The sequence below is a fragment of the Pseudoxanthomonas sp. G3 genome, from assembly GCF_057654715.1.
Window position 1 is genome coordinate 2,182,158 of sequence record NZ_CM172805.1, and the last position, 21,947, is coordinate 2,204,104.

22 protein-coding genes are annotated in these 21,947 nt (G+C 66.2%); 11 read left to right on the forward strand and 11 right to left on the reverse strand.

Annotation, left to right across the window (positions count from 1 at the left end; all coding sequences use genetic code 11):
- Window positions 1–41: 41 nt before the first annotated feature.
- A complete protein-coding gene (gene ndk / locus AC23D6_RS10380; protein ID WP_487749198.1) occupies window positions 42–467 on the reverse strand; it encodes a nucleoside-diphosphate kinase in 426 nt (141 codons plus the stop codon).
- Between the two features lie 220 nt (window positions 468–687).
- On the opposite strand from ndk, the gene AC23D6_RS10385 reads away from it, so the two are divergent.
- The 3 genes from AC23D6_RS10385 to AC23D6_RS10395 are packed head-to-tail and all read left to right on the forward strand — an operon-like array spanning window position 688 to window position 4,947.
- On the forward strand, window positions 688–1,317 hold the full coding sequence (locus AC23D6_RS10385) for a TetR/AcrR family transcriptional regulator (RefSeq protein ID WP_487749199.1): 630 nt from the start codon (window positions 688–690) through the stop codon (window positions 1,315–1,317).
- A gap of 25 nt (window positions 1,318–1,342) precedes the next feature.
- Window positions 1,343–3,715 carry a 3-hydroxyacyl-CoA dehydrogenase/enoyl-CoA hydratase family protein gene (locus AC23D6_RS10390; RefSeq protein ID WP_487749200.1) on the forward strand — a complete coding sequence of 791 codons (2,373 nt, stop codon included), beginning with the start codon at window positions 1,343–1,345 and terminating at the stop codon, window positions 3,713–3,715.
- Between the two features lie 26 nt (window positions 3,716–3,741).
- A complete protein-coding gene (locus AC23D6_RS10395) occupies window positions 3,742–4,947 on the forward strand; it encodes an acetyl-CoA C-acyltransferase (RefSeq protein ID WP_487749201.1) in 1,206 nt (401 codons plus the stop codon).
- Window positions 4,948–5,002: 55 nt separating this feature from the next.
- Here AC23D6_RS10395 and AC23D6_RS10400 read toward each other — a convergent pair whose 3' ends face one another.
- From AC23D6_RS10400 to cmk, 10 genes are all read right to left on the reverse strand, one after another.
- Entirely contained in the window at window positions 5,003–5,341 is a 339-nt protein-coding gene (locus tag AC23D6_RS10400) for a tRNA-binding protein (RefSeq protein ID WP_487749202.1), read from the reverse strand.
- A gap of 2 nt (window positions 5,342–5,343) precedes the next feature.
- Window positions 5,344–6,642, reverse strand: a complete 1,299-nt coding sequence (locus tag AC23D6_RS10405; RefSeq protein ID WP_487749203.1) for an NAD(P)/FAD-dependent oxidoreductase — start codon at window positions 6,640–6,642, stop codon at window positions 5,344–5,346.
- Between the two features lie 51 nt (window positions 6,643–6,693).
- Entirely contained in the window at window positions 6,694–7,596 is a 903-nt protein-coding gene (gene galU / locus AC23D6_RS10410) for a UTP--glucose-1-phosphate uridylyltransferase GalU (protein ID WP_487749204.1), read from the reverse strand.
- On the reverse strand, window positions 7,593–9,506 hold the full coding sequence (locus AC23D6_RS10415; RefSeq protein ID WP_487749205.1) for a polysaccharide biosynthesis protein: 1,914 nt from the start codon (window positions 9,504–9,506) through the stop codon (window positions 7,593–7,595). The genes galU and AC23D6_RS10415 overlap by 4 nt, the downstream gene beginning before the upstream one ends.
- 18 nt (window positions 9,507–9,524) lie before the next feature.
- On the reverse strand, window positions 9,525–10,502 hold the full coding sequence (locus tag AC23D6_RS10420) for an MraY family glycosyltransferase (RefSeq protein WP_487749206.1): 978 nt from the start codon (window positions 10,500–10,502) through the stop codon (window positions 9,525–9,527).
- Window positions 10,502–11,680 (reverse strand): lipopolysaccharide assembly protein LapB, encoded by a 1,179-nt coding sequence (lapB, locus tag AC23D6_RS10425; RefSeq protein WP_487749207.1) that lies wholly within the window; start codon window positions 11,678–11,680, stop codon window positions 10,502–10,504. Before lapB ends, AC23D6_RS10420 begins: the two co-directional genes overlap by 1 nt.
- Window positions 11,681–11,683: 3 nt before the next feature.
- Entirely contained in the window at window positions 11,684–11,956 is a 273-nt protein-coding gene (locus AC23D6_RS10430) for a LapA family protein (RefSeq protein WP_487749208.1), read from the reverse strand.
- A 75-nt stretch (window positions 11,957–12,031) separates the two neighbouring features.
- Window positions 12,032–12,337, reverse strand: a complete 306-nt coding sequence (locus AC23D6_RS10435) for an integration host factor subunit beta (protein WP_056878658.1) — start codon at window positions 12,335–12,337, stop codon at window positions 12,032–12,034.
- A 96-nt stretch (window positions 12,338–12,433) separates the two neighbouring features.
- Window positions 12,434–14,125: a 30S ribosomal protein S1 gene (gene rpsA, locus AC23D6_RS10440; protein ID WP_487749209.1), complete on the reverse strand. Its 1,692-nt coding sequence runs from the start codon at window positions 14,123–14,125 to the stop codon at window positions 12,434–12,436.
- Window positions 14,126–14,272: 147 nt separating this feature from the next.
- On the reverse strand, window positions 14,273–14,950 hold the full coding sequence (gene cmk / locus AC23D6_RS10445; RefSeq protein WP_487749210.1) for a (d)CMP kinase: 678 nt from the start codon (window positions 14,948–14,950) through the stop codon (window positions 14,273–14,275).
- A 175-nt stretch (window positions 14,951–15,125) separates the two neighbouring features.
- Here cmk and ykgO point away from each other — a divergent pair, with 175 nt between their 5' ends.
- From ykgO to AC23D6_RS10485, 8 genes are all read left to right on the forward strand, one after another.
- Window positions 15,126–15,251 carry a type B 50S ribosomal protein L36 gene (gene ykgO / locus AC23D6_RS10450; RefSeq protein ID WP_010342887.1) on the forward strand — a complete coding sequence of 42 codons (126 nt, stop codon included), beginning with the start codon at window positions 15,126–15,128 and terminating at the stop codon, window positions 15,249–15,251.
- A gap of 122 nt (window positions 15,252–15,373) precedes the next feature.
- The gene (locus AC23D6_RS10455; protein WP_487749211.1) at window positions 15,374–15,700 is read left to right on the forward strand and encodes a hypothetical protein; all 327 of its coding nucleotides are present in this window, start codon (window positions 15,374–15,376) and stop codon (window positions 15,698–15,700) included.
- 32 nt (window positions 15,701–15,732) lie between these two features.
- Window positions 15,733–16,764, forward strand: coding sequence for an agmatine deiminase family protein (locus AC23D6_RS10460; protein WP_487749212.1), 1,032 nt, complete (start codon window positions 15,733–15,735; stop codon window positions 16,762–16,764).
- Window positions 16,765–16,878: 114 nt separating this feature from the next.
- Window positions 16,879–17,829, forward strand: coding sequence for an aldo/keto reductase (locus AC23D6_RS10465; protein ID WP_487749213.1), 951 nt, complete (start codon window positions 16,879–16,881; stop codon window positions 17,827–17,829).
- 7 nt (window positions 17,830–17,836) lie between these two features.
- A complete protein-coding gene (locus AC23D6_RS10470; protein ID WP_487749214.1) occupies window positions 17,837–19,153 on the forward strand; it encodes an NTP/NDP exchange transporter in 1,317 nt (438 codons plus the stop codon).
- 93 nt (window positions 19,154–19,246) lie between these two features.
- Complete coding sequence (locus tag AC23D6_RS10475; protein WP_487749215.1) at window positions 19,247–20,131, forward strand: carbon-nitrogen hydrolase; 885 nt, start codon at window positions 19,247–19,249, stop codon at window positions 20,129–20,131.
- Window positions 20,132–20,140: 9 nt separating this feature from the next.
- Window positions 20,141–20,671, forward strand: a complete 531-nt coding sequence (locus AC23D6_RS10480) for an N-acetyltransferase family protein (RefSeq protein WP_487749216.1) — start codon at window positions 20,141–20,143, stop codon at window positions 20,669–20,671.
- Window positions 20,672–20,675: 4 nt separating this feature from the next.
- Window positions 20,676–21,914 carry a TraB/GumN family protein gene (locus AC23D6_RS10485; protein ID WP_487749217.1) on the forward strand — a complete coding sequence of 413 codons (1,239 nt, stop codon included), beginning with the start codon at window positions 20,676–20,678 and terminating at the stop codon, window positions 21,912–21,914.
- Window positions 21,915–21,947: the final 33 nt, after the last annotated feature.

Consider the following 21,947-nt stretch of genomic DNA (forward strand, 5'->3'; position numbering starts at 1 on the left):
ACTCGATCGGCGGCAGGTCGTGGCTGCTCATCGCGTGTGGTTCAGCGCGAGAACACTTCGGTCGCGGCGAAGAAATACGCGATTTCGATGTTCGCGTTCTCGACCGAATCCGAACCGTGCGCGGCGTTGGCGTCGATCGAATCGGCGAAGTCGGCGCGGATCGTGCCCGGCGCAGCATCCTTCGGATTGGTGGCACCGAGGATCTCGCGATGCTTCAGCACGGCGTTCTCGCCTTCCAGCACCTGGATGGCGACGGGGCCGGAGATCATGAACTCGACCAGCGCGTTGAAGAACGGACGCTCGCGATGCACGGCGTAGAAACCTTCCGCTTCGCGGCGCGAGAGGTGCTTCATCTTCGCGGCGACGATCTTCAGACCGTTCTTTTCGAAACGCGCGTAGATTTCGCCGATGACGTTCTTCGCGACGGCATCGGGCTTGACGATCGACAGGGTGCGCTCCAGCGCCATGGGGATTCTCTCCGTTGGGCGGGCCACGTTACGGCCCAAGGTTAACATGAAAAACCCGCGTCGAAACGCGGGCTTAGACTAGAAAGCGTAGCGAGATTCTAACGTACCGCGCCGCGCTTTGCAGCCCTGGCACAGCCCGATGGTGCAAAGCAGCATGACTTGTCCAGAACCTCCCCCGACAATGAGTCAAACAAGCGTTTGATTCAGTCCCGGAGGGGCCATGGGCAACACCACGCATTTCTCCACGAAGGAGCGGATCCTCGGAGCGGCCGAAGAACTGTTCGCCCAGCACGGCTTCGCCGGTACGTCGCTGCGTCAGGTGACCAGCCGTGCCGACGTGAACATCGCCGCGGTCAACTACCACTTCGGCAGCAAGGAAAACCTGGTCAACGAGGTGTTCCGCCGGCGCATGGATGACATGACAGCCGCCCGCCTCTCGCAGCTGGACAGGGCGCTGGCCGAACATCCGGGCCAACTCGCCCCGATCCTCGCCGCCTTCGTGGAACCGGCCCTGGCCTTGGCCCAGGATCGCCACGGCGGTGGCGCCTTCGTGCGGGTGATCGCCCGTGCCTACGCCGAGAAGAACGACGGCCTGCGCCAGTTCCTGTCAGACCACTATGGCCACGTCCTGCGTGAGTTCGGCAAGGCGATCGCCGCCTGCGTGCCGGGGCTGAGCAAGGAGGAGCTGTACTGGCGGCTGGACTTCTTCTCCGGCGCACTGACCTACGCCATGGCCGATTTCGGCCTGATCAAGCGCCCCACGGGCGTCACGGAAGCGGCGCACCGTGAGCGCGCCGCCCGTGAACTCATTCGCTTCGCCGAGGCCGGCCTGCGCGCCGACCATGTCTGAAACCCCTGTAATTCAAGGAAATTCCATGTCCAATCCATTGCTTGTACGCAAGGCAGCCGTGCTGGGTGCCGGCGTGATGGGCGCGCAGATCGCCGCGCACCTGACCAACGCCGGCGTCGACACGGTGCTGTTCGACCTGCCCGACAAGGACGGTCATCCGGATGGCGTCGTGCAGAAGGCCATCGCCAACCTGGGCAAGCTCAGCCCCGCCCCGCTGGCCAGCAAGGCACTGGCCGAGGCGATCACGCCGGCCAACTACGAGACCGGCCTGGAGCACTTGAAGGGCTGCGACCTGATCATCGAGGCAATTGCCGAGCGGATGGACTGGAAACAGGACCTCTACAAGAAAATCGCCCCATTCGTCGCCGACCATGCAGTCCTGGCCAGCAATACGTCGGGCTTGGGAATCAACAAGTTGGCCGAAGTTCTTCCTGAACAACTTCGCCATCGTTTCTGTGGTGTGCACTTCTTCAATCCGCCGCGCTACATGCATCTGGCGGAGCTGATCCCGGCCAAGTCCACGGACCGGGCCGTGCTGGAGGGACTGGAGACGTTCCTGACGACGACGCTCGGCAAGGGCGTGGTCTACGCCAAGGACACGCCGAACTTCATCGGCAACCGGATCGGCGTGTTCTCGATCCTCGCCACCGCGCACCACACCGGCGAGTTCAAGCTGGGTTTCGATGAAGTCGATGCCATCACCGGCCCGCTGATCGGCCGGCCGAAGTCCGCCACGTACCGCACCTCCGACGTCGTCGGCCTGGACACCATGGCCCACGTCATCAAGACCATGGCCGACACCCTGCCGGACGACCCCTGGCACGCCTATTTCAAGTCGCCGAAGTGGCTGGAGGCGCTGATCGCCAAGGGTGCCCTCGGCCAGAAGACCGGCGCCGGCATCTTCCGCAAGGTCGGCAAGGACATCGTGGTCCTCGACCTGGAGAAGCAGGACTACCGCGCCTCCGACCGCACCGCGGCACCCGAGGTGGTCGAGATCCTGAAGATCAAGAACCCGGCTGAGAAGTTCGCCAAGCTGCGCGGAAGCCAGCACCCGCAGGCGCAGTTCCTGTGGGCGGTGTTCCGCGACCTGTTCCATTACAGCGCCTACCACCTGGCCGACATCGCCGAGACCGCACGCGACGTGGATCTGGCCATCCGCTGGGGCTATGGCTGGTCGTTGGGGCCGTTCGAGACCTGGCAGGCCGCCGGCTGGAAGCAGGTGGCGCAGTGGATCGCGGACGACATCGTCGCAGGCAAGACCATGAGCAGCGCCCCGCTGCCGAACTGGGTGTTCGACGGCCGAAACGGCGTGCACGGCGCCGAGGGCAGCTACAGCCCGGGCCGCAATGCCCTGCTGCCGCGCTCCTCACTGGATGTGTACGCGCGCCAGCGCTTCCCGGACCCGCTGCTGGGTGAAGCCTTCGCCCCGGGTGAAACCGTGTTCGAGAACGACGGCGTCCGCCTGTGGACCGACGGCGATGGCATCGGCGTGATCAGCTTCAAGACCAAGATGCACACCGTCTCCGACGCGGTCCTGGCCGGCGTGCAGGAGTCGGTCGCGATCGCCGAGCGCCGCTTCAAGGGCCTGGTGATCTGGCAGCCCAAGGAGCCGTTCTCCGCCGGTGCCGACCTGGCCGGTGCGCTGGGCGCGCTGCAGGCCGGCAAGATCGCCGAGTTCGAAGCGATGGTGGCCAACTTCCAGGCCACCAGCCAGGCCATCAAGTACTCGCTGGTGCCGGTCGTGGCCGCCGTCCGCGGCCTCGCCTTGGGTGGCGGCTGCGAGTTCCAGATGCACAGTGCGCGCACCGTCGCCCACCTCGAGAGCTACATCGGTCTGGTGGAAGCGGGCGTCGGTCTGCTGCCTGCGGGCGGCGGCCTGAAGGAGCTCGCCGTGCGCGCGTCGCAGGCAGCTGGCCCGGGTGGCGATGTGTTCGCCGAACTGAAGAAGACGTTCGAGACCGTGGCGATGGCCAAGGTGTCTGCCTCCGCCGTCGAAGCCAAGGAACTGGGCCTGATGCGCGCCGGCGACAAGGTCGCCTTCAATGCCTACGAGTTGCTGCACATCGCCAAGCAGGAAGCGCTCGCGCTGGCCGAAACCGGCTACCGCCCGCCGCTACCTGCCCGCCGCATCCAGGTGGCCGGTGATGTCGGCATCGCCACCTTCAAGATGATGCTGGTGAACATGCTGGAAGGCCGCTTCATCAGCCCGTACGACTACGAGATCGCCGTGCGCATCGCCACCGTGCTGTGCGGCGGCGAAGTGGATCGCGGCGCGGTGGTGGACGAGGAGTGGCTGCTCAAGCTGGAGCGCAAGCACTTCGTCGAGCTGGCCCAGCAGGAAAAAACCCAGGCCCGCATCGCGCACATGCTGAAGACCGGCAAGCCGCTGCGTAACTGACCGACGACGACACAGGACACCGAGACATGAGCAAGCAAGTACAAGAAGCCTACATCGTCGCCGCCACCCGTACCCCGGTCGGCAAGGCGCCGAAGGGCGTGTTCCGCAACACCCGTCCGGACGACATGCTGGCGCACGTGCTGAAATCGGTCGTGGCGCAGGCGCCGGGGATCGACCTCAACCGCATCGATGACGCCATCATCGGCTGCGCGATGCCGGAAGCCGAGCAAGGCATGAACGTGGCGCGCATCGGCCTGCTGCTGGCGGGTCTGCCGAACACGATCGCCGCGCAGACCATCAACCGTTTCTGTTCGTCCGGCCTGCAGGCCGTGGCGATGGCGGCCGACCAGATCCGCCTCGGCAACGCCGACCTGATGCTGGCCGGCGGCACCGAGAGCATGAGCATGGTGCCGATGATGGGCAACAAGATCGCCATGGCGCCGAGCGTGTTCGACAACGACCACGTGGCGATCGCCTATGGCATGGGCATCACCGCCGAGAAAGTGGCCGAGGAATGGAAGATCTCGCGCGAGGACCAGGACGCCTTCGCGGTCGCCTCGCACCAGAAGGCCCTCGCCGCGCAGGCCGCGGGAGAGTTCAGGGACGAGATCAGCCCGTACGAAGTGATCTCGCGCCAGCCCGACCTCGCCGGCAACACCGTGCGCCTGAAGAAGCTGTTGGTGGAACAGGATGAAGGCCCCCGCGCGGACACCTCGCTGGAAGGCCTGGCCAAGCTGCGTACCGTGTTCCGCAATCCGCAGTTCGGGGGCACCGTCACCGCGGGCACCTCGTCGCAGATGAGCGACGGCGCGGCCGGCGTGCTGTTGGCTTCGGAACAGGCGATCAAAGATTACGGCCTGACCCCGCTGGCGCGCTTCGTCAGCTTCTCGGTGGCCGGCGTGCGCCCCGAAGTGATGGGCATCGGCCCGATCGCCGCGATTCCGAAGGCCCTGAAGCAGGCCGGGCTGACCAAGGACCAGCTGGACTGGATCGAACTCAACGAAGCCTTCGCCGCGCAAGCGCTGGCGGTGATCCGCGACAGCGAGTTGGATGCGTCGAAGATCAATCCGCTGGGCGGCGCGATCGCGCTCGGCCATCCGCTCGGCGCAACGGGCGCGATCCGTACCGCCACCATCGTCCACGGCATGCGCCGTCGCCAGCACAAGTACGGTATGGTGACCATGTGCATCGGCACCGGCATGGGCGCGGCGGGCATCTTCGAATCGCTCTGATTCGGCGATTGTGCTTGATAGACATGGCGCCGCGAGGCGCCATGTTTTTTTGTGCTCAGGCCAACCGGGCGCCGTTCGGCACCGGCCGCTCCACCGTCGTCACCACGACGCCTGCATCGGTATAAAAGCCGGTAAGCAGGAATTCGGACAGGAACGGCCCCACTTGCTTGGGTGGGAAGTTGATCACGCCCACGATCTGCTTGCCGACCAAGTCCTCCGCCGCGTAAAGCGCGTGGATCTGCGCACTGGTCTTGCGGACGCCGTGGGGCCCGAAGTCCACCCACACCTTCCACGCCGGCTTGCGCGCCTCCGGGAACGGCTCCACGCGCACCACCGTGCCGGCACACAGATGGACTTTCTCGAAATCCGCCCAGCTGATGTCCTTGTTCTCCATGCCTACCCTCCCCTCGCTTGCTCGCGCCAGTCTTTCCACGCATCCTTGGATTCCGCCCACCAGTAGCTGAACTGCGCGCCCAGCAATCCCGCCGGTTTGAGCGCCGAGACGAGTCCGTAGTGGGCGAACTCGCGCCACCTTGGGTCATCGTGGGCGATCGCGGCGGCCAGCACCTCGCCCGCGAACGTGGTGGGCGCCACGCCATGGCCGCCAAAGGCTTGCGCCAGCCACAGTCCAGGCTCGATCTGCCCGATCTGTGGCATCTGGTGGCGCGCATAACTCATCAGTCCCGACCAGGCGTAGTCCACGCCGACGCCGTCCAGCTGCGGGAACACCTTCAGCATGTCGCGGTAAAGGAGGCGCCGCACCGCGGCAGGCGAGCGGTCCAGCACGGAAATCCGCCCTCCCCACAAGATGCGGGTGTCGGGCAGAGGACGGTAGTAATCGAAGGCGAACCGCGTGTCGTAGATGGCGGCGCCCGTGCGCAAGACGTCCCGCAGGCGGTCGCCCAGCGGGGCCGTCACCATGACGTAGGTGGCGATCGGCAACACCGCCGCATCGACGCGCGCACGCAAACCCGCCAGGTAGCCGCCACAGGCGAGGACGACATGCCGCGCCTCGACCTCGCCTTCCGGTGTGCGGACGCGCCACGCATGGCCCACGCGTTCGAGCGAGAACACCGGGGACGCCGCATGCACGGCGACACCTGCCTCCGCTGTGGCCCGCGCAAGCCCCAACGCGTAGTTCAGCGGATGGAAGTGGAAACCCTGCGGTTCGAACAGAGCATCGTGGTAGCGGACCGATTTGATCTGCGCACGCACCTGGTCGCGCGACCACCAGGCCCAATGGGTGTCGTAGTGCTCGGCCAGCAACGCCTGGCGCTCGCGCAGGATCGCCTCGTCCTTGAACCAGTTCGCCCAGATGACGCCCTGCTCCGTTGGTTCGCAGGCGATCCGGTAGCGCGCGATCCGCTCACGGATCAGCTCGACCGCCTGCAGCGTTCCACCGTACAGGGCGTTCGCGCGCGGGGCGCCCAACTCCCGCAGCAGCGCCTCCTCGCCGCGCGAGAAGCCGCCGAAGACGAAGCCCCCATTGCGTCCGGATGCGCCGAAACCGGGCGCCCTCGCCTCCAGGACGACGACGTCGCGCAGGCCGCGCTCGGCCAGCCCCAGGGCCGTGTTCAGTCCGGCGAAACCGCCGCCGATGACGCAAACGGCGGCTTCCCGACGGCCCCGGAGGGGCTCATGCGGCAGGGACGGCGCAGCCGTCGCCAGGTAGTAGCTGGAAGCAGGTTCTGACATCGCGGGCGGCATTATGGGGCTTTACAACCGCCACGACGGTGCCCGCGGCGTTTACTGCAGGTCCCGTACGCCCAGTTCGCTCAGCGCGTTCTGCATGGTGTCGCGCGCCGCATCGCTGAGTTTCTCGTGATCCAGCGCGTAACGGATGGTGGCTTCGATCAGGCCGATGTGAGTGCCGCAATCGAAACGCGTGCCCTGGAAACGATAAGCGTGGACCGGCTTCTCCTGCAGCAGTTGGGCAATGCCGTCGGTCAGCTGGATCTCGCCACCGGCACCGGGTGTCGTGTTCTCCAGCAACTCGAAGATGCGACCGTCCAGCACGTAACGTCCGACGACCGCCAAGGTACTCGGTGCATCCTCCGGCTTCGGCTTCTCGACGATGGCGCCGATTCGACCCTCGCGTCCATTGAAGGACTCGGTGGCGACGATGCCGTAGCTGCCGGTCTGCTCGGGCGCCACGTCCTGCACCGCGATGACGCTGGCGGCGGAGCGCTCGGCCGCATCGGCCATCTGCTTCAGCGCGCCGGGCCCGCGGTTCCAGATCAGGTCATCGGGCAGCAACACTGCGAACGGCTCGTTGCCGACGATCGGCTTGGCGCAGAGCACGGCGTGCCCCAGGCCGAGCGCTTCGGCCTGGGTCACGAACACGGCGCGCACATGCGACGGAAGCACGTTGCGCACCAGGTCAAGCTGCTCGGTCTTGCCGGCCCGCTCGAGCTTCTGCTCCAGTTCGTACGCCTTGTCGAAATAATCGGCGACGGCGTGCTTGTAGCGGTTGGTGACGAAGATCAGGGTGTCGCAGCCCGCCTCGATCGCTTCATCGACCGCGTACTGGATCAGCGGCCGATCGATGATCGGCAGCATCTCCTTGGGAACGGTCTTGGTGGCGGGCAGGAAGCGGGTGCCGAGCCCCGCGACGGGAAACACGGCTTTGCGGATACGGGTGGAAGTCATCGAGTCCTGCGAGCATCACGGCCTGGGAAGACCACGATGTTAGCGGATGCCTCGTCATGATCATTTGACAAGGGTGTGAACTCCGGCACGGCCACCCGCAACACTTCACCCAGTTCGGTAGTGTCGTAGCGCGCATGGGCGGCCCGCAGGCGCTGCATCGCCAGATCGATGAATTCCGGCGAAACCTCGCGCGCGAACGCCTTCATGATCTTGGAATGCGACGTCGGCTGGTAACGCTCATCGGCGTGGAAGAGCGTTTCATGCAGCTTCTCGCCCGGACGAAGCCCGGTGTAGACGATAGCGATGTCGCGCCCAGGCTGTTTGCCGGCCAGGCGGATCATCTGCTCGGCCAGCAGGCGGATCGGTACTGGATCGCCCATGTCCAGCGTGTAGATCGAGGCATGGGCCGCGCCCGACGCCGCCTGCAGGATCAGCTGGCAGGCCTCGGGAATGGTCATGAAGTAACGGGTCACCTCGGGGTCGGTGACGGTGACCGGCCCGCCCTTTCGGATCTGGTCCCGGAACAGCGGTACCACGCTGCCCGCCGAATCCAGCACGTTGCCGAAACGAACGGTCACGTAGCGTGTGCTGGAACGTGCGTCGTCCAACGCCTGGCAGGCCATTTCGGCCAGACGCTTGGTGGCACCGAGCACATTGACCGGATCCACCGCCTTGTCCGTGGAAATCAGCACGAAAGTCGCCACACCGGCGTCGCGGCAAGCGCGCGCCACCGTCTCGGTCGCCAGCACGTTGTTGCCGACCGCTTCGCGGAGATGTCCTTCCAGCAGAGGCACCTGCTTATAGGCGGCCGCGTGGAAAACCGCATCGGGCTCGGCGATGCGCAATGCGTGCGCGATGACGGCGGGGTCACCGCAGTTGCCGAGGACCGGGAGTACTTCGAGGTCGGGAAACGCCCGGCGCAGGTCGCCCTGGATCGTAATCAGGGCAAGCTCGTCGATCTCGACCAGGGCAATCCGTTGCGCGCCGTGCCGTGCGCACTGCCGGCACAGCTCCGAGCCGATCGAACCACCCGCACCGGTCACCATGACCGTGCGCCCGCCCAACCAGCCACGGATGAGCTTCCAATCCGGGGTCACCGACTTGCGGCCCAGCAGGTCCTCGATCGCGACTTCCTTGAGGTCGCCCGGCATCGACTGGCCTTCCAGCACGTTCACCAGACGGGGCACCATGCGGAACGGCAAGCCCGTGCTCTCGCAAATGGCGACCACCCGCTGCATCGCGGGCGCTTCCAGCGAAGGCATCGCGATCACCAGCATGCGAGCCGCGGTCTCGCGTGCCACAGCAGCGGCATCTTCCAGCCCCCCCAGCACGGGGACACCCTGCAGTTTGGAACCATGCAGGCGAGCGGCGTCGTCGAGGAATGCTACGGGATGGTAAACGCCGGTCCTGCGCAGCTCGCGCACCAGCGCCTCCCCGGCACGTCCCGCCCCCATGATCAGGACCCGGGACGCGCTTTCATGCGTCCGATGTATCTGGCTGTCCTTCCATGCCCGGTAGGCCAACCGGGGGAACCCGAGGAAACCCACCAGCGCAAACGGATAGAAGCCCAGCACGGCCCGGGGCGTCGAGCCGAACCGGTTGTAGAAGAACAAACCGAGCACCACGCCGAGGAAGCCCAGCGCGCACGCCTTCACGATGTTCCAGAGGTCAGGCAGGCTGGCGAACCGCCACAAGCCGCGATAAAGCCCCATCCACCAGAAGACGACGCCCTGGGCCACCAGCACGATGGCGATCTCATTGGACCAGAGCGGGAATTCGGGGCCGTGAGGAAGCATGGCGTACCGCAGGCGGTGCAGTACCTGCCAGCAGACCCACACCATGGCCAGATCATGAGCGGCCACCAGGGCCCGGGGTATCCAACTGCTTACACGGTCCCGCCAGGATTCCATCAGATCCTTCTCCAGATGCTAGTCGCGCCATCCCCTGCGCAGTAAGACCCACAGCAACACCCCTACGCCGTAGGTGCCTGCCACGACAACTGCCGTCTGTCCCACCGTCGTAGTCGGCAATGTGAAGCTTAACAATAAGCTAACGGTACCGAACACGAAATAAATCACGGTTACAGCCGCGTGACCAACCCGCCGGGCCGCCCATTGGTACAGATGACTGACGTGGGGGGTCCACCAGCGCTCGCCGCGCAGCATGCGCCACGCCAATGTGAAGCCGGCGTCGACAACGAAGGCGCACAGGGGAAGCAGAATCAGCGGCATGGCAGCGCGAGGCGCTGCAACCAGCGATGTCGTCGCCAGCATGGCCAACGTATAGCCGAGCGCGCCGCTTCCCACATCCCCCATGAAAATCCGGGCGCGTGGAAAGTTGAAAGGAAGGAATCCCGCGCAGGCGGCAAACAATGCCCAAGCCACCCAGTGCACCACGCCGCCGGCCGGCATGAGCGTGGCGTAGGCCAGCGCGGCCAGGCACGCCTGGCTGGCCGCCAAGCCGTTGATGCCGTCCATGAAATTCCAGACGTTGACCAGTGCCATCGCCGCCACGAAAGCAAAAGTCGCATAGCCGAGGTCAGCGGTGGAAGACCCCACCCCAAGCGCCAGCAGCGCCGCGGCCACCGCCTGCACACCCAACCGCAGCCAGGGCGAAAGTGGTTTATGGTCGTCCCACCACCCGATACCAGCGACGACCGACAGGCCGGGGACGAAGCTCCAGAGCAACCAGTGATCGTCTGGAGCCTGGAGACCCGCCACCAGGCCGGCCACCACCACCATCGCAACGATCGCGATACCCCCTCCGCGCGGCGTCGCGACGGCGTGACTTCGCCGTTCCCCGGGTTGGTCCAGCAGCTTGCCTTTGAGGGCATAGCGTCGCGCCCACCAGGTCCCCATGGCCGCACCCGCGAAGTGCAGCAGCAGCCAGACGGGCAATGCCGGCATCAGACCACCGCGTAGTTGAGCAGTGGCTTGATCGTGCCCCATTCCTTGCAGCTGGGGCATTGCCAGTGGTGCGTACGCGCGCCGAAGCCGCATCGCGTGCAGCGATAGCTGGGGTTGCGTACCAACAACTGGTCCGTGATGTGCTTGAGATCGTTGAGGGTGGCCATAGGGTCGGCGCCCTCGGCCAGGGTCAGGTCGATCAGCGCCGCTTCGCCGCGTACGGAAGGTCGATCCTTGAGCTGGCGCGCGAGATACGCACGCGCTGCGGCCACGCCATCCTGGCGCTCCACCAGCTTCGTGAGCGCCAGCACGGGCGCGATCCCGCGGTAGTGCTCGCACATCTCAGACAGGAACGCACGGGCGCCTGACAGATCGCCTACCTGGTCATAGCTGGCCAGCAGGCTGGGCAACACTTCCGGCAGGTAGTCCGGATCGTGCCGTGCAGCCCGCTCAAACGCGCGGATGGCGGCTTCCGCGTTCCCCGCATCCGACTCGATCCGGCCCTCGATGATGCCGGCCCGCACGCTGCCCGCATCCGCTTCATACGCGCGCGCAACAGCGGCGCGGGCGGCATCGATGTTGTTCGCCGTGCGCTGCCGCTCGGCCAGTTCGCATTCGAACTGGGCGACCAGCTTGCCCATTGGCTCGCCGGTGACCTCTTCATGGCGACGTGCGTTATCGATGGCCTTTTCCCAGTCGCGCTCGGCCTGGTAGATGCCGATCAGGTGCTTGAGCGCCTGCGGCGCACGCTGGTCGATGCGGGCCAGATCGGTGAAGACCGTCTCCGCACGATCCAATAAGCCGGACCGCATGTAGTCCTCGCCCAGTGCAAGCAACGCCTGCACCTTCTGCTGGTCATTTAGATCGGGGCGCTGCACCAGCCCTTGGTGCAGTCTGATCGCACGGTCCACCTCGCCGCGACGGCGGAACAAGTGGCCCAGTGCCACCTGCGTCTCGAAGGTTTCCTTGTCCAGTTCCGCGATGTGCAGAAACAACTCGATGGCCTTGTCGGGCTGCTCGTTGAGCAGATAGTTCAGGCCGCGGAAGTAAGTGCTCGAGAGCCGGCTGACCTGGGTGTCGCCGTGCCGCTGGCCGCCGCGGCGCCCGATGATCCAGCCGCTCAACGCGGCCAGCGGGAGGAACAGGAAGAACCAGAACCACTCGGTGAGGAAGGCCATCGCTCAGGCACCGGCGTCAGAGGCGGCGCCTGCGGGTGCGTTGGCGGCCCGGGTGGCCTTGCGCAGTTTCGCGTACAGCGGCCAGACGACCGTCGCGACAACGATCAGTCCACCGATCACCACGCCCAGCAACAACGACAGCATGATGCCCACGCCGGATGAAGTCTGGAACTCGGAGAACACGAGCTTAAGGGTGATCGGCTGCGTGTTGAGGACGCCGATGATGAGTCCGTAGGCCAGGAACAGCAGCGCAACGACCAGGCGGAAGGTATTCATCAGGCGACTCCGTGCAGGACGGCGCCTAGCTTAACGGAGACGGCGCGGAACGACACGCGCCCGGGGACCCACGGCTTACTCGCCGGCTTCTTCGATCGGCGTGACGTCGCTGACGCGCTCGCGCAGCTCCTTGCCGGGCTTGAAGTGGGGAACGTGCTTCGCCGGCAACGCGACGGACTCGCCGGTCTTGGGATTGCGGCCCATGCGGGGCGGACGATAGTGCAGCGAGAAACTGCCGAAACCGCGGATCTCGATCCGGTCGCCCTGCGACAGGGCACCCCCCATCATTTCCAGCAGGGACTTCACGGCAAGGTCGACATCCTCGGCCTTGAGGTGGGGCTGGCGGCGGCTCAGGATTTCGATGAGTTCGGACTTGGTCATCGGCTGGGGATCGGAGCGGATGTACCCGCACCGGCCCGGGCGAACCCGGGCCGGTGCGGGGACGTTACTGCTGGGTATCGAACGACAGGCAGCCGATTACTCGGACTTGCCGCCGTCCAGCTGCGCACGCAGCAGCGCGCCCAGGCTGGTGGTACCGGTAGCGGCTTCGGCGGCGGTCTTGTTGTACTCGGCCAGCGCTTCGGCGGTTTCGGCTTCGTCCTTGGCCTTGATCGACAGCTGCAGGGTGCGGCCCTTGCGGTCCATGCCGATGAACTTGGCTTCGACCTTGTCGCCGACCTTCAGGTGCTGGCTGGCATCGTCCACACGGTCGTAGCTGATGTCGCGCGCCGAGACGTAACCTTCGATGCCATCGGCCAGCTCGATCGTGGCGCCCTTGGCATCCACGTCCTTGACCGTGCCTTCGACCTTCGTACCCTTCGGGTGCGACGCCATGTACTGGCCGAACGGATCCTGCTCCAGCTGCTTGACGCCCAGGCTGATGCGCTCGCGCTCCGGGTCCACGGCCAGCACTACGGCATCCAGCGTGTCGCCCTTCTTGAAGTTGCGCACAACGTCTTCGCCGGTGGTGTTCCAGCTGATGTCCGAGAGGTGGATCAGGCCGTCGATACCGCCGTCCAGGCCGATGAAGATGCCGAAGTCGGTGATTGACTTGATCTGGCCGGACACCTTGTCGCCCTTCTTGTGGGTGGCCGCGAAGGTTTCCCACGGGTTGGCGGCGACCTGCTTCATGCCCAGCGAGATGCGGCGGCGCTCTTCATCGACGTCCAGCACCATCACTTCGACTTCGTCACCGACCTGCACGACCTTGGACGGGTTGACGTTCTTGTTGGTCCAGTCCATCTCGGAGACGTGCACCAGGCCTTCGACTCCCGGCTCGATCTCGACGAACGCGCCGTAATCGGTGACGTTGGAGACCTTGCCGAACACGCGGCTGTTGGCCGGGTAACGGCGGGCGATGTTGTCCCACGGATCCTCGCCCAGCTGCTTCAGGCCCAGCGAGACGCGGTTGCGCTCACGGTCGTACTTCAGCACGCGGACGTCCAGCTCCTGGCCGACTTCCACGACTTCGGACGGATGACGCACGCGCTTCCACGCCATGTCGGTGATGTGCAGCAGGCCGTCGATGCCACCCAGGTCGACGAACGCGCCGTAGTCGGTGAGGTTCTTGACCACACCCTTCAGCACCACGCCTTCCTGCAGCTTGTCCATCAGCTGCTCGCGCTCTTCCGAATGCTCGCTCTCGACCACCGCACGGCGGGAGACGACCACATTGTTGCGCTTGCGATCCAGCTTGATGAGCTTGAACTCCAGCTCCTTGCCTTCCAGGTAGCCCGGGTCGCGCACGGGGCGCACGTCGACCAGCGAGCCCGGCAGGAACGCGCGGACGTCCTTGATGTCGACGGTAAAACCACCCTTGACCTTGCCGCTGATGCGGCCGGTGATGGTCTCGTTCTTCTCCAGCGCCTGCTCCAGCTCGTCCCACACCATGGCGCGCTTGGCCTTCTCGCGCGAGAGGACGGTTTCGCCGAAGCCGTTCTCGATCGAGTCGAGGGCCACCTTCACTTCGTCGCCCACGCCCACGTCGATTTCGCCGGCGTCGTTCCGGAACTGTTCGATCGGCACGATGCCTTCGGACTTCAGGCCGGCGTTGATCACCACCACGTCGTTGCGGACTTCCACGACGACGCCGGTGACGATAGCGCCCGGCTTCAGCTTGGCCAGTTGGGTCTGGCTCTGTTCAAACAGTTCGGCAAATGATTCGGTCATTGAAAAATACTCGGTTGATGACACAGACCGGCGCACGCGAATGCGGACGGTCCACCCGTTGTCGGCCTGCGCGGGATGCGTATGGCCGTGAGTGTTGTGGTTGGATGACCGCCGGAGGATTCCGACGGGCCTTCTGCAGCGCGTGAACTAACGCGTGCGCGCCGGCACCAGGGCCAGCACGCGTTCGACGACGGCGTCGATACCGAGACCGGTGGTGTCGATGTGGACGGCGTCGTCGGCCGGCCTCAGGGGCGCCACCGTGCGCTGGGCATCACGGGCGTCACGAGCGAGGATCTCGCGCAGCAGACCGTCGATTGTGACGGAAACCCCTTTGTCTTTCAACTGCTTATACCGCCTTTCGGCGCGCTCCTCGGCGCTGGCGGTCAGGAACACCTTGTATGGGGCATCCGGGAAGATCACCGTGCCCATGTCCCGCCCGTCCGCCACCAGCCCCGGCGCCTGCCGGTAAGCACGCTGGCGCTCCTTCAGGGCGGCCCGGACCTCCGGGATTGCCGCGATGGCCGATGCGAGCGCGCCGGTCGTTTCCAGACGAAGCTCGTCGGTCGCGTCCAGATCGTCGACGATCACGCGCAATCCCGCCTCGGTCTCGCGAAAGCTCACCCGGGTGTCGAAGGCACAGCGGACCAGTGCGGCCGGGTCGGACACGTCCAGGTCGGCCCAGCTGGCGGCAACGCCGACTGCCCGATACAAGGCGCCCGAATCCAAATAATTCCAGCCCAGCCGGGATGCGGCGATCCGACTGACGGTCCCCTTGCCCGCGCCGGAGGGGCCATCGATGGTCAGGACGGGGGCGAGGTCGGACATGCGGGCTTCCAGGGGGGCGGTTGCGCCATTATGGACGCTCGTCTGGCCGGGACCGAAAGGGGGCGGACGGCGGCCGCCCCGGCCCCGCCGTGAAACCGCTTGATCCGGCTATGGAATTGCCGCTAGAATGTCGGGCTTCGCTTCACCCCATACATTTACGCCGAGGTTTCAACTCATGAAGGTCCTGTCCTCCCTGAAGTCGGCGAAGGCCCGTCACCGCGACTGCAAGGTGGTCCGCCGCCGCGGCAAGGTCTTCGTGATTTGCAAGTCCAACCCCCGCTTCAAGGCGCGTCAGCGCTAAGAACGGATCGCCTGCCGGGCTGCTTCACGGCATCCCAGGCAAAGCGCAGAAAGCCGCCTCCGGGCGGTTTTTTGTTTTACGGCTTTTGTTATAAAAGGCGAGTCACCTAGGGGAACCCAACCATGAGCCGTCGCGTCCTTGCCCTGCCCTTGATCGCCCTGCTCGGCCTGTCCGGCCCCGCACTGGCGGACACCCTGTTGATTGAGCGAGCGCAGGAAACGCCTGCCGCCGCACCCGTCCGCGGCCAGACCGCGGCCGATGTGGAAGCCCGCTTCGGCGCGCCGCAACAGAAGCTCGAGCCGCGCGGCGGACAGAAGCGCCAGTGGCCGGTGATCCACCGCTGGGTCTATCCGGGTTTCACCGTATACTTCGAGAAGAGCCGCGTCATCGACGTGGTCCTCAACAAGGCGACCGCCGAAGAAATCGGCCCGAAGCCCCCCATCCGCTGATACCCTCGCGGCGCGGCCGCGACCTTGATGCCATGACCGATGCCTTTCGTTTCCCCGCGGAGTGGGAACCCCAATCCGCGGTCCTGATCGCGTGGCCGCACGCCGACACCGACTGGGCCGAACGCCTGGCCGACGTCGAAGAAACCTACGTCGCCCTGGTCGCCGCGATCACCCGGTTCCAGCCGGTGGTGATCTGCGTGGCCGACGACGATCTGCAGACCTACGCCGAAGCCCGCCTGCGCTCCGCGCGCGTGGACATGGCGAAGGTGCGCTTCGTGCCGGCCGAATACGACGACACCTGGCTGCGCGACTCCGGCCCCATCACGCTGCGCGATGGGCACCGCTTCAAACTGCTGGATTTCCGTTTCACCGGGTGGGGCGGAAAGTACGAGGCCAGCCGCGACGATCGCCTCGTCGGCGAGCTGTCTGGCATGCAGTTGTTTCATAACTATTTCGTCCAAAGCATTGATTTTGCTTTGGAAGGTGGTGCTATCGAGACCAATGGCGCTGGCACCCTGCTGACCACCTGGCAGTGCCTGCACGAGCGCCATCCCGAGGCGACCCGCGAGGAGCTGACCAGCAAGCTGGCCGGCTGGCTGAAGCAGCAGCGCGTGCTATGGCTGGACCATGGCTACCTGGAGGGCGACGACACCGACGCCCACATCGACACCCTGGCCCGCTTCGCGCCGGATGACGCCATCGTCTATCAGGCCTGCGATGACGCGTCGGACGTGCATTACGCCGGGTTGCAGGCCATGGCGGCTGACATCGCCGCGTTGCGCACGGCCGAAGGCACGCCCTACCGGACATTCCCGTTGCCGTGGGCCCAGCCGGTGATCGACAACGGGCGCCGGCTGGCGGCGTCGTATGCGAACTACCTGATCATCAACGGCGCCGTGCTGATGCCGGCCTATGGCGATCCTGCCGACGATGTAGCTGCCGGGGTGCTGGCCCAGTCTTACCCGGACCGCGAGATCGTTCAGGTGCCCTGCCGTCCGTTGATCTGGCAGAACGGCAGCCTGCACTGCATCACCATGCAACTGCCCGCCGGTTTACTCGGCTGAGGCGGGCAACGGCTCACCGGACCATGACTTCGGTTGGGCGCGGAATGAACGTTTCGTTTACAACTCACCTCGGCTGATCCCCGATAACGACCGTTTCCCCCGAAGGAGACGGCCGTGTACACACGACGCAAGTTCCTGACCACTGCCGCCATCGCCGCCGCCGGCATCGGCCTGGCCGCGTGCCGGAACGCCGCCCAGGCACAAGCCCCCGCCACTGGGGCGTCGAGCACCCTCGCTGGACCGTTGAACACGCGCGTCATTCCGTCGACCGGCGAAAAGATTCCGGTGATCGGCATGGGCACCTCGGGCAGTTTCGAAGTCGGCCAGAGCGTTGCCGAGCTCGACCCGCTCCGCGAAGTGCTGAAGCGTTTCTTCGCCGCCGGCGCCACCGTGATCGACAGCGCTCCCACGTACAGCGTCGCCGAAGACGTGATGGGCGCGCTGCTCGGTGAGCAGGGCCTGACGGGCAAGGCGTGGCTGGCCACCAAGCTCTCCGGCGTGAATGGCCGCGAGGCCGGCCTGGCGCAGTTTTCCGACACCCTGCGTCGACTGAGGACGGAGAAGGTCGCACTGTTGCAGGTCCACAACCTGGGCGACGTGAAAACGCAGTTGGCGGTGGCGCGCGAGCTGAAGGCGCAGGGCAAAGTGAAGTATGTCGGCGTCACCCATTACGTCGAGCGCGCGCAGGAGGAACTGGCCGATGTCGTCCAGGCGCAGAAGCCCGACTTCCTGCAGATCAACTATTCGGTGGCGAGCCGCGGCGCCGAGAAGCGCGTCCTGCCGCTGGCCCGTGACCTTGGCGTGGCCGTACTGATCAACCGCGCGTTCGAGGACGGCAGGCTGTTCACGCAGGTGAAGGACAAACCGGTCCCGCCCGCGCTGGCCGAGGCCGGGGTGACCTCGTGGGCGCAGGCCTTCCTGAAATTCGCGCTCAGCCACCCAGCGGTCACCGCGGTGATTCCGGCGACCGGCAAACCCGACCGGCAGACCGACAACCTCAAGGCGGGTACCGGGCCGGACCTGACGCCCGCCCAGCGCGATGCGCTGATCGCCGCCCTCGCCTGAGCCGCCCATGCCCCCTGCCCCCGAGACCGCGCCCGGCGGCGCGATGACGCGCCGGCTGTCCCGCCTGTTCAACGTCGCCCCGCACGAAGCGCCTGCCGTGGGTGCGGGTTTGCTGATGTTCTTCCTGTTGTTCGCCGGCTATTTCATGCTGCGGCCGATCCGCGAAACGATGGGCGTGACCGGCGGCGTTGACAACCTGCAATGGCTGTTCACGGGCACGTTCGTCGCCACGCTGATCGTGCTGCCTCTGTTTGGCTGGGTCGCGTCGAAGGTGTCGCGGCGACGGATCCTGCCGTGGGTGTTCGGCGCGGTCGTCGCCAGTCTGCTGGGGTTCGGTGCCGCCCTGCTCGCCCGACCCGACGACGTATGGCTGGCGCGCGGGTTCTACATCTGGGTCTCGGTGATCAACCTGCTGCTGATCTCGCTGGCGTGGAGCGTCTTGGCCGACGTGCTAGCGAGCAGTGAGGCCAAACGTCTCTTCGCGCTGATCGCCAGCGGTGCCAGCCTTGGCGGACTGGCGGGCCCGTTGCTGACGACGCTGCTCGTGGAACACCTCGGGCATGGCGGCCTGATGTTGCTGTCATCGGTGCTGATGGGCGCGAGCGGCGTCACGGCCTTGTGGTTGCACCAGTGGCGCGACCGCCATCCTCTGCCGGAAGGTGCCAGTACGTCCGAGCAGCGGCGCGCGCCGTTGGGCGGCAATCCTTTCGCTGGCGCCACCGAGGTGTTCAGGACGCCGTATCTCGCCGGCATCGCGCTGTTCGTGCTGCTGTTGGCGACGGTGACGACCTTCCTTTACTTCGAACAGGCCAAGCTGGTCGAACAGCTCTTTCCGGACAAGGAACAGCAGACGCGCGTGTTCGGCACGATCGATACCGTGGTGCAGGCGCTGGCCATCCTCAGCCAGTTGTTCATCACCGGGCGTATCGCCCAGCGCCTCGGCGTGGGCGTGCTGCTGGTGGCGGTGCCGCTGGTGATGGCGGCGGGTTTCCTGTGGCTGGCACTGGCGCCGGTGTTCGGCGTGTTCGTGGTGGTGATGGTGGCGCGGCGCGCCGGCGAGTACGCCTTCGTCAGACCTGGGCGCGAAATGCTCTACACCGTGGTTCCGGCAGGCCAGAAGTACAAGGCGAAGAACTTCATCGACACCGTGGTATATCGCGGCGGCGACGCGCTGAGCGGGTGGGTCAAGCGCGCACTCGATGTATTGGCCGAGCACCCGGCGGTCGCGATGCTGATCGGCACGGGCGTGGCCGTCGCCTGGGCGGCGACCGGGTGGGCATTGGGGCGCCAGCAGCGCCGCCGCGAGGACGCCGCAACCGCCTGAGCGTGGCACGGCGTGTTCACGCCGCGTGCGCCTGCGCGCGGGGTGGACGCGGTACCATTCGCCCCCTCGCCGCCCTGCCCGCTCGCGCCCACGATGAACCGCACCACCCTGCCCGTCGCCCTGATCCAGGAAAAGAACCACGGCGACGCCGACGCCAACCTGTCGGTGATCGAGACCCGCGTGGCCGAAGCCGCCAAGCGCGGCGCCCGCCTGGTGCTGCTGCAGGAACTCCACAACGGTGCCTACTTCTGCCAGCACGAATCGGTGCAGGAGTTCGATCTGGCCGAACCGATCCCCGGTCCGAGCACGGAGCGCCTGGGTGCGCTGGCGAAGCAGCACGGCGTGGTGCTCGTGTCGTCGTTGTTCGAGCGTCGCGCCGCCGGCCTGTACCACAACACCGCCGTCGTCTACGAGAAGGACGGCCGCATCGCCGGCAAGTACCGCAAGATGCATATCCCGGACGATCCGGGCTTCTACGAGAAGTTCTATTTCACGCCGGGCGACATGGGTTTCACCCCGATCGACACCTCGGTCGGCCGCCTTGGCGTGCTGGTGTGCTGGGACCAGTGGTATCCCGAAGCCGCGCGCCTGATGGCGCTGGCCGGCGCGGACCTGCTGCTGTACCCCACCGCGATCGGCTGGGATCCGGACGACGAGCAGGCCGAGAAGGACCGCCAGCGCGACGCGTGGGTGCTGAGCCACCGCGGCCACGCCGTCGCCAACGGTTTGCCCGTGCTGAGCTGCAACCGGGTGGGCCATGAACCCTCACCGCTGGGCGCGTCGGGCATCCGCTTCTGGGGCAACAGCCACGTGCTCGGGCCGCAGGGCGAGTTCATCGCCGAAGCCGGTACCGAAGAGACCATCCTGATGGCCGAGGTGGACCTTCAGCGCAGCGAACACGTCCGCCGCATCTGGCCGTTCCTGCGCGATCGCCGCATCGACGCGTACGGCGACCTGCTCAAGCGCTACATCGACTGAGGTCCGCGCGTGCCGCTGATCGTCCGTGATGCCACGCCGGCCGACGTGCCGGCCATCGCCGCCCTCTACGCCGACGAAGTCCGCGAGCATGTCAACACGTACGAGTACGACGTGCCGGACGACATCGAGATGGCGCGCCGCATGCAGGGAGTGCTGGAAGCGGGTTATCCCTATCTGGTCGCCGAACTCGATGGCCGGTTCGCCGGCTACGCTTACGCGAGCAGTTACCGCGCCCGCATCGGCTACCGCAAGACCGTGGAGAATTCGGTCTACGTCGTCCCGGGCCTGAAGGGTCGCGGCATCGGCGCCGCGCTGATGCAGGCGCTGATCGACGCCTGCGAGGCGCGTGGCTATCGGCAGATGATCGCCGTGATCGGCGAACCGACCAACACCGCCTCCATCCGGCTGCATGAGAAATTCGGATTCACCCTGGTCGGCATCTTCCGCGGCATCGCCTGGAAGCATGGCCGCTGGCTGGACACCGTGCAGATGCAGCGCTCCCTCGGCGTCGGGACCACCGCGCCTCCGCAAGACGAATGACACGATGACCGACACGAACACCGCCCCTGCCGCCGACCCGCTGCAGGGACAACCCTACGAAATCGTCGAGCGCGACGGCGTGCGCTTCACCCTGCTGGGTACGGCCCACGTGTCCCGCGCGAGCGTCGACGCCGTGCGCGCCGCGGTCGCCAGCGGCGACTACGACAGTGTCGCGGTGGAGCTGGACGCCGGCCGCCTGCAGTCGCTGACCGACCCGGACACGCTGGCGCGGTTGGATCTGGTCAAGGTGATCCGCGAGGGCAAGACGCACCTGTTCGCCGCGAATCTCGCGCTGGCGGCCTACCAGCGGCGCCTGGCCGAGCAGTTGGGCGTCGAGCCGGGCGAAGAACTCAAGGCAGGTGCGCTGGATGCGCAAGCGCGGGGCCTGCCCGTTCACCTGATCGACCGCGAAGTCGGCCTGACCTTCAAGCGCGCGCTGCAATCGCTGGGCTGGTGGCAGCGGACCAAGGTGGGCGCCGGCATCCTCGCCGGCATGTTCGCCGACGAAGAAGTGGGCGACGACGAGATCGAGAAGCTCAAGCAGGGCGACATGTTGGAGTCGAGCTTCGGCGAGTTCGCGACCGAAAGCCCGCAGCTCTACCGCACCATCATCGCCGAGCGCGACCAGTACATGGCGTCCGCCTTGCGCCAGGTCGCGGCTGATGCTCCGGCGGGCCAACCGTCGCCTTACCGCGTGCTCGCGGTGGTCGGTGCCGGCCACCTGCCCGGCCTGGCCCGCCATCTGCGCGACGATGCCGAGGATCCTGCGCTGGTCCGCCGGTCGCTGGAAACGGTCAAACCGAAGTCGCGCGTGCCGTGGATGGAATTGGTGATCGGCGCCTTCCTCGTCGGTGGCTTCGCCTGGGGTTTCTGGCAGGGCGGCGTAGATGTCGGTTCCGACCTGCTGGTGCAGTGGGTGCTGGCCACCGGCTTGCTGGGTGCGCTCGGCTGCGCGATCGCAGGCGGCCATCCGCTGAGCATCCTCGCGGCCTTCATCGCCTCGCCGCTGACGCCGCTGCATCCGGCGCTGGCGTCCGGTACCGTCAGCGCCTTCATCGAAGCCACCCTGCGCAAACCGACGTATGCGGACTTCATGGCCCTGCGCGACGACGTGCAGACCACCCGCGGTTGGTGGAAGAACCGCGTGGCGCGCGTGCTGCTGAATTTCTTCCTGACCAGCCTGGGCACCGCTATCGGCGTGTGGACCGGCGGCTTGCGGATGCTCGGCAAGCTGGTCGGCTGAATCCAAATCAAGAAAAAAGAGCCGGGCATCGCC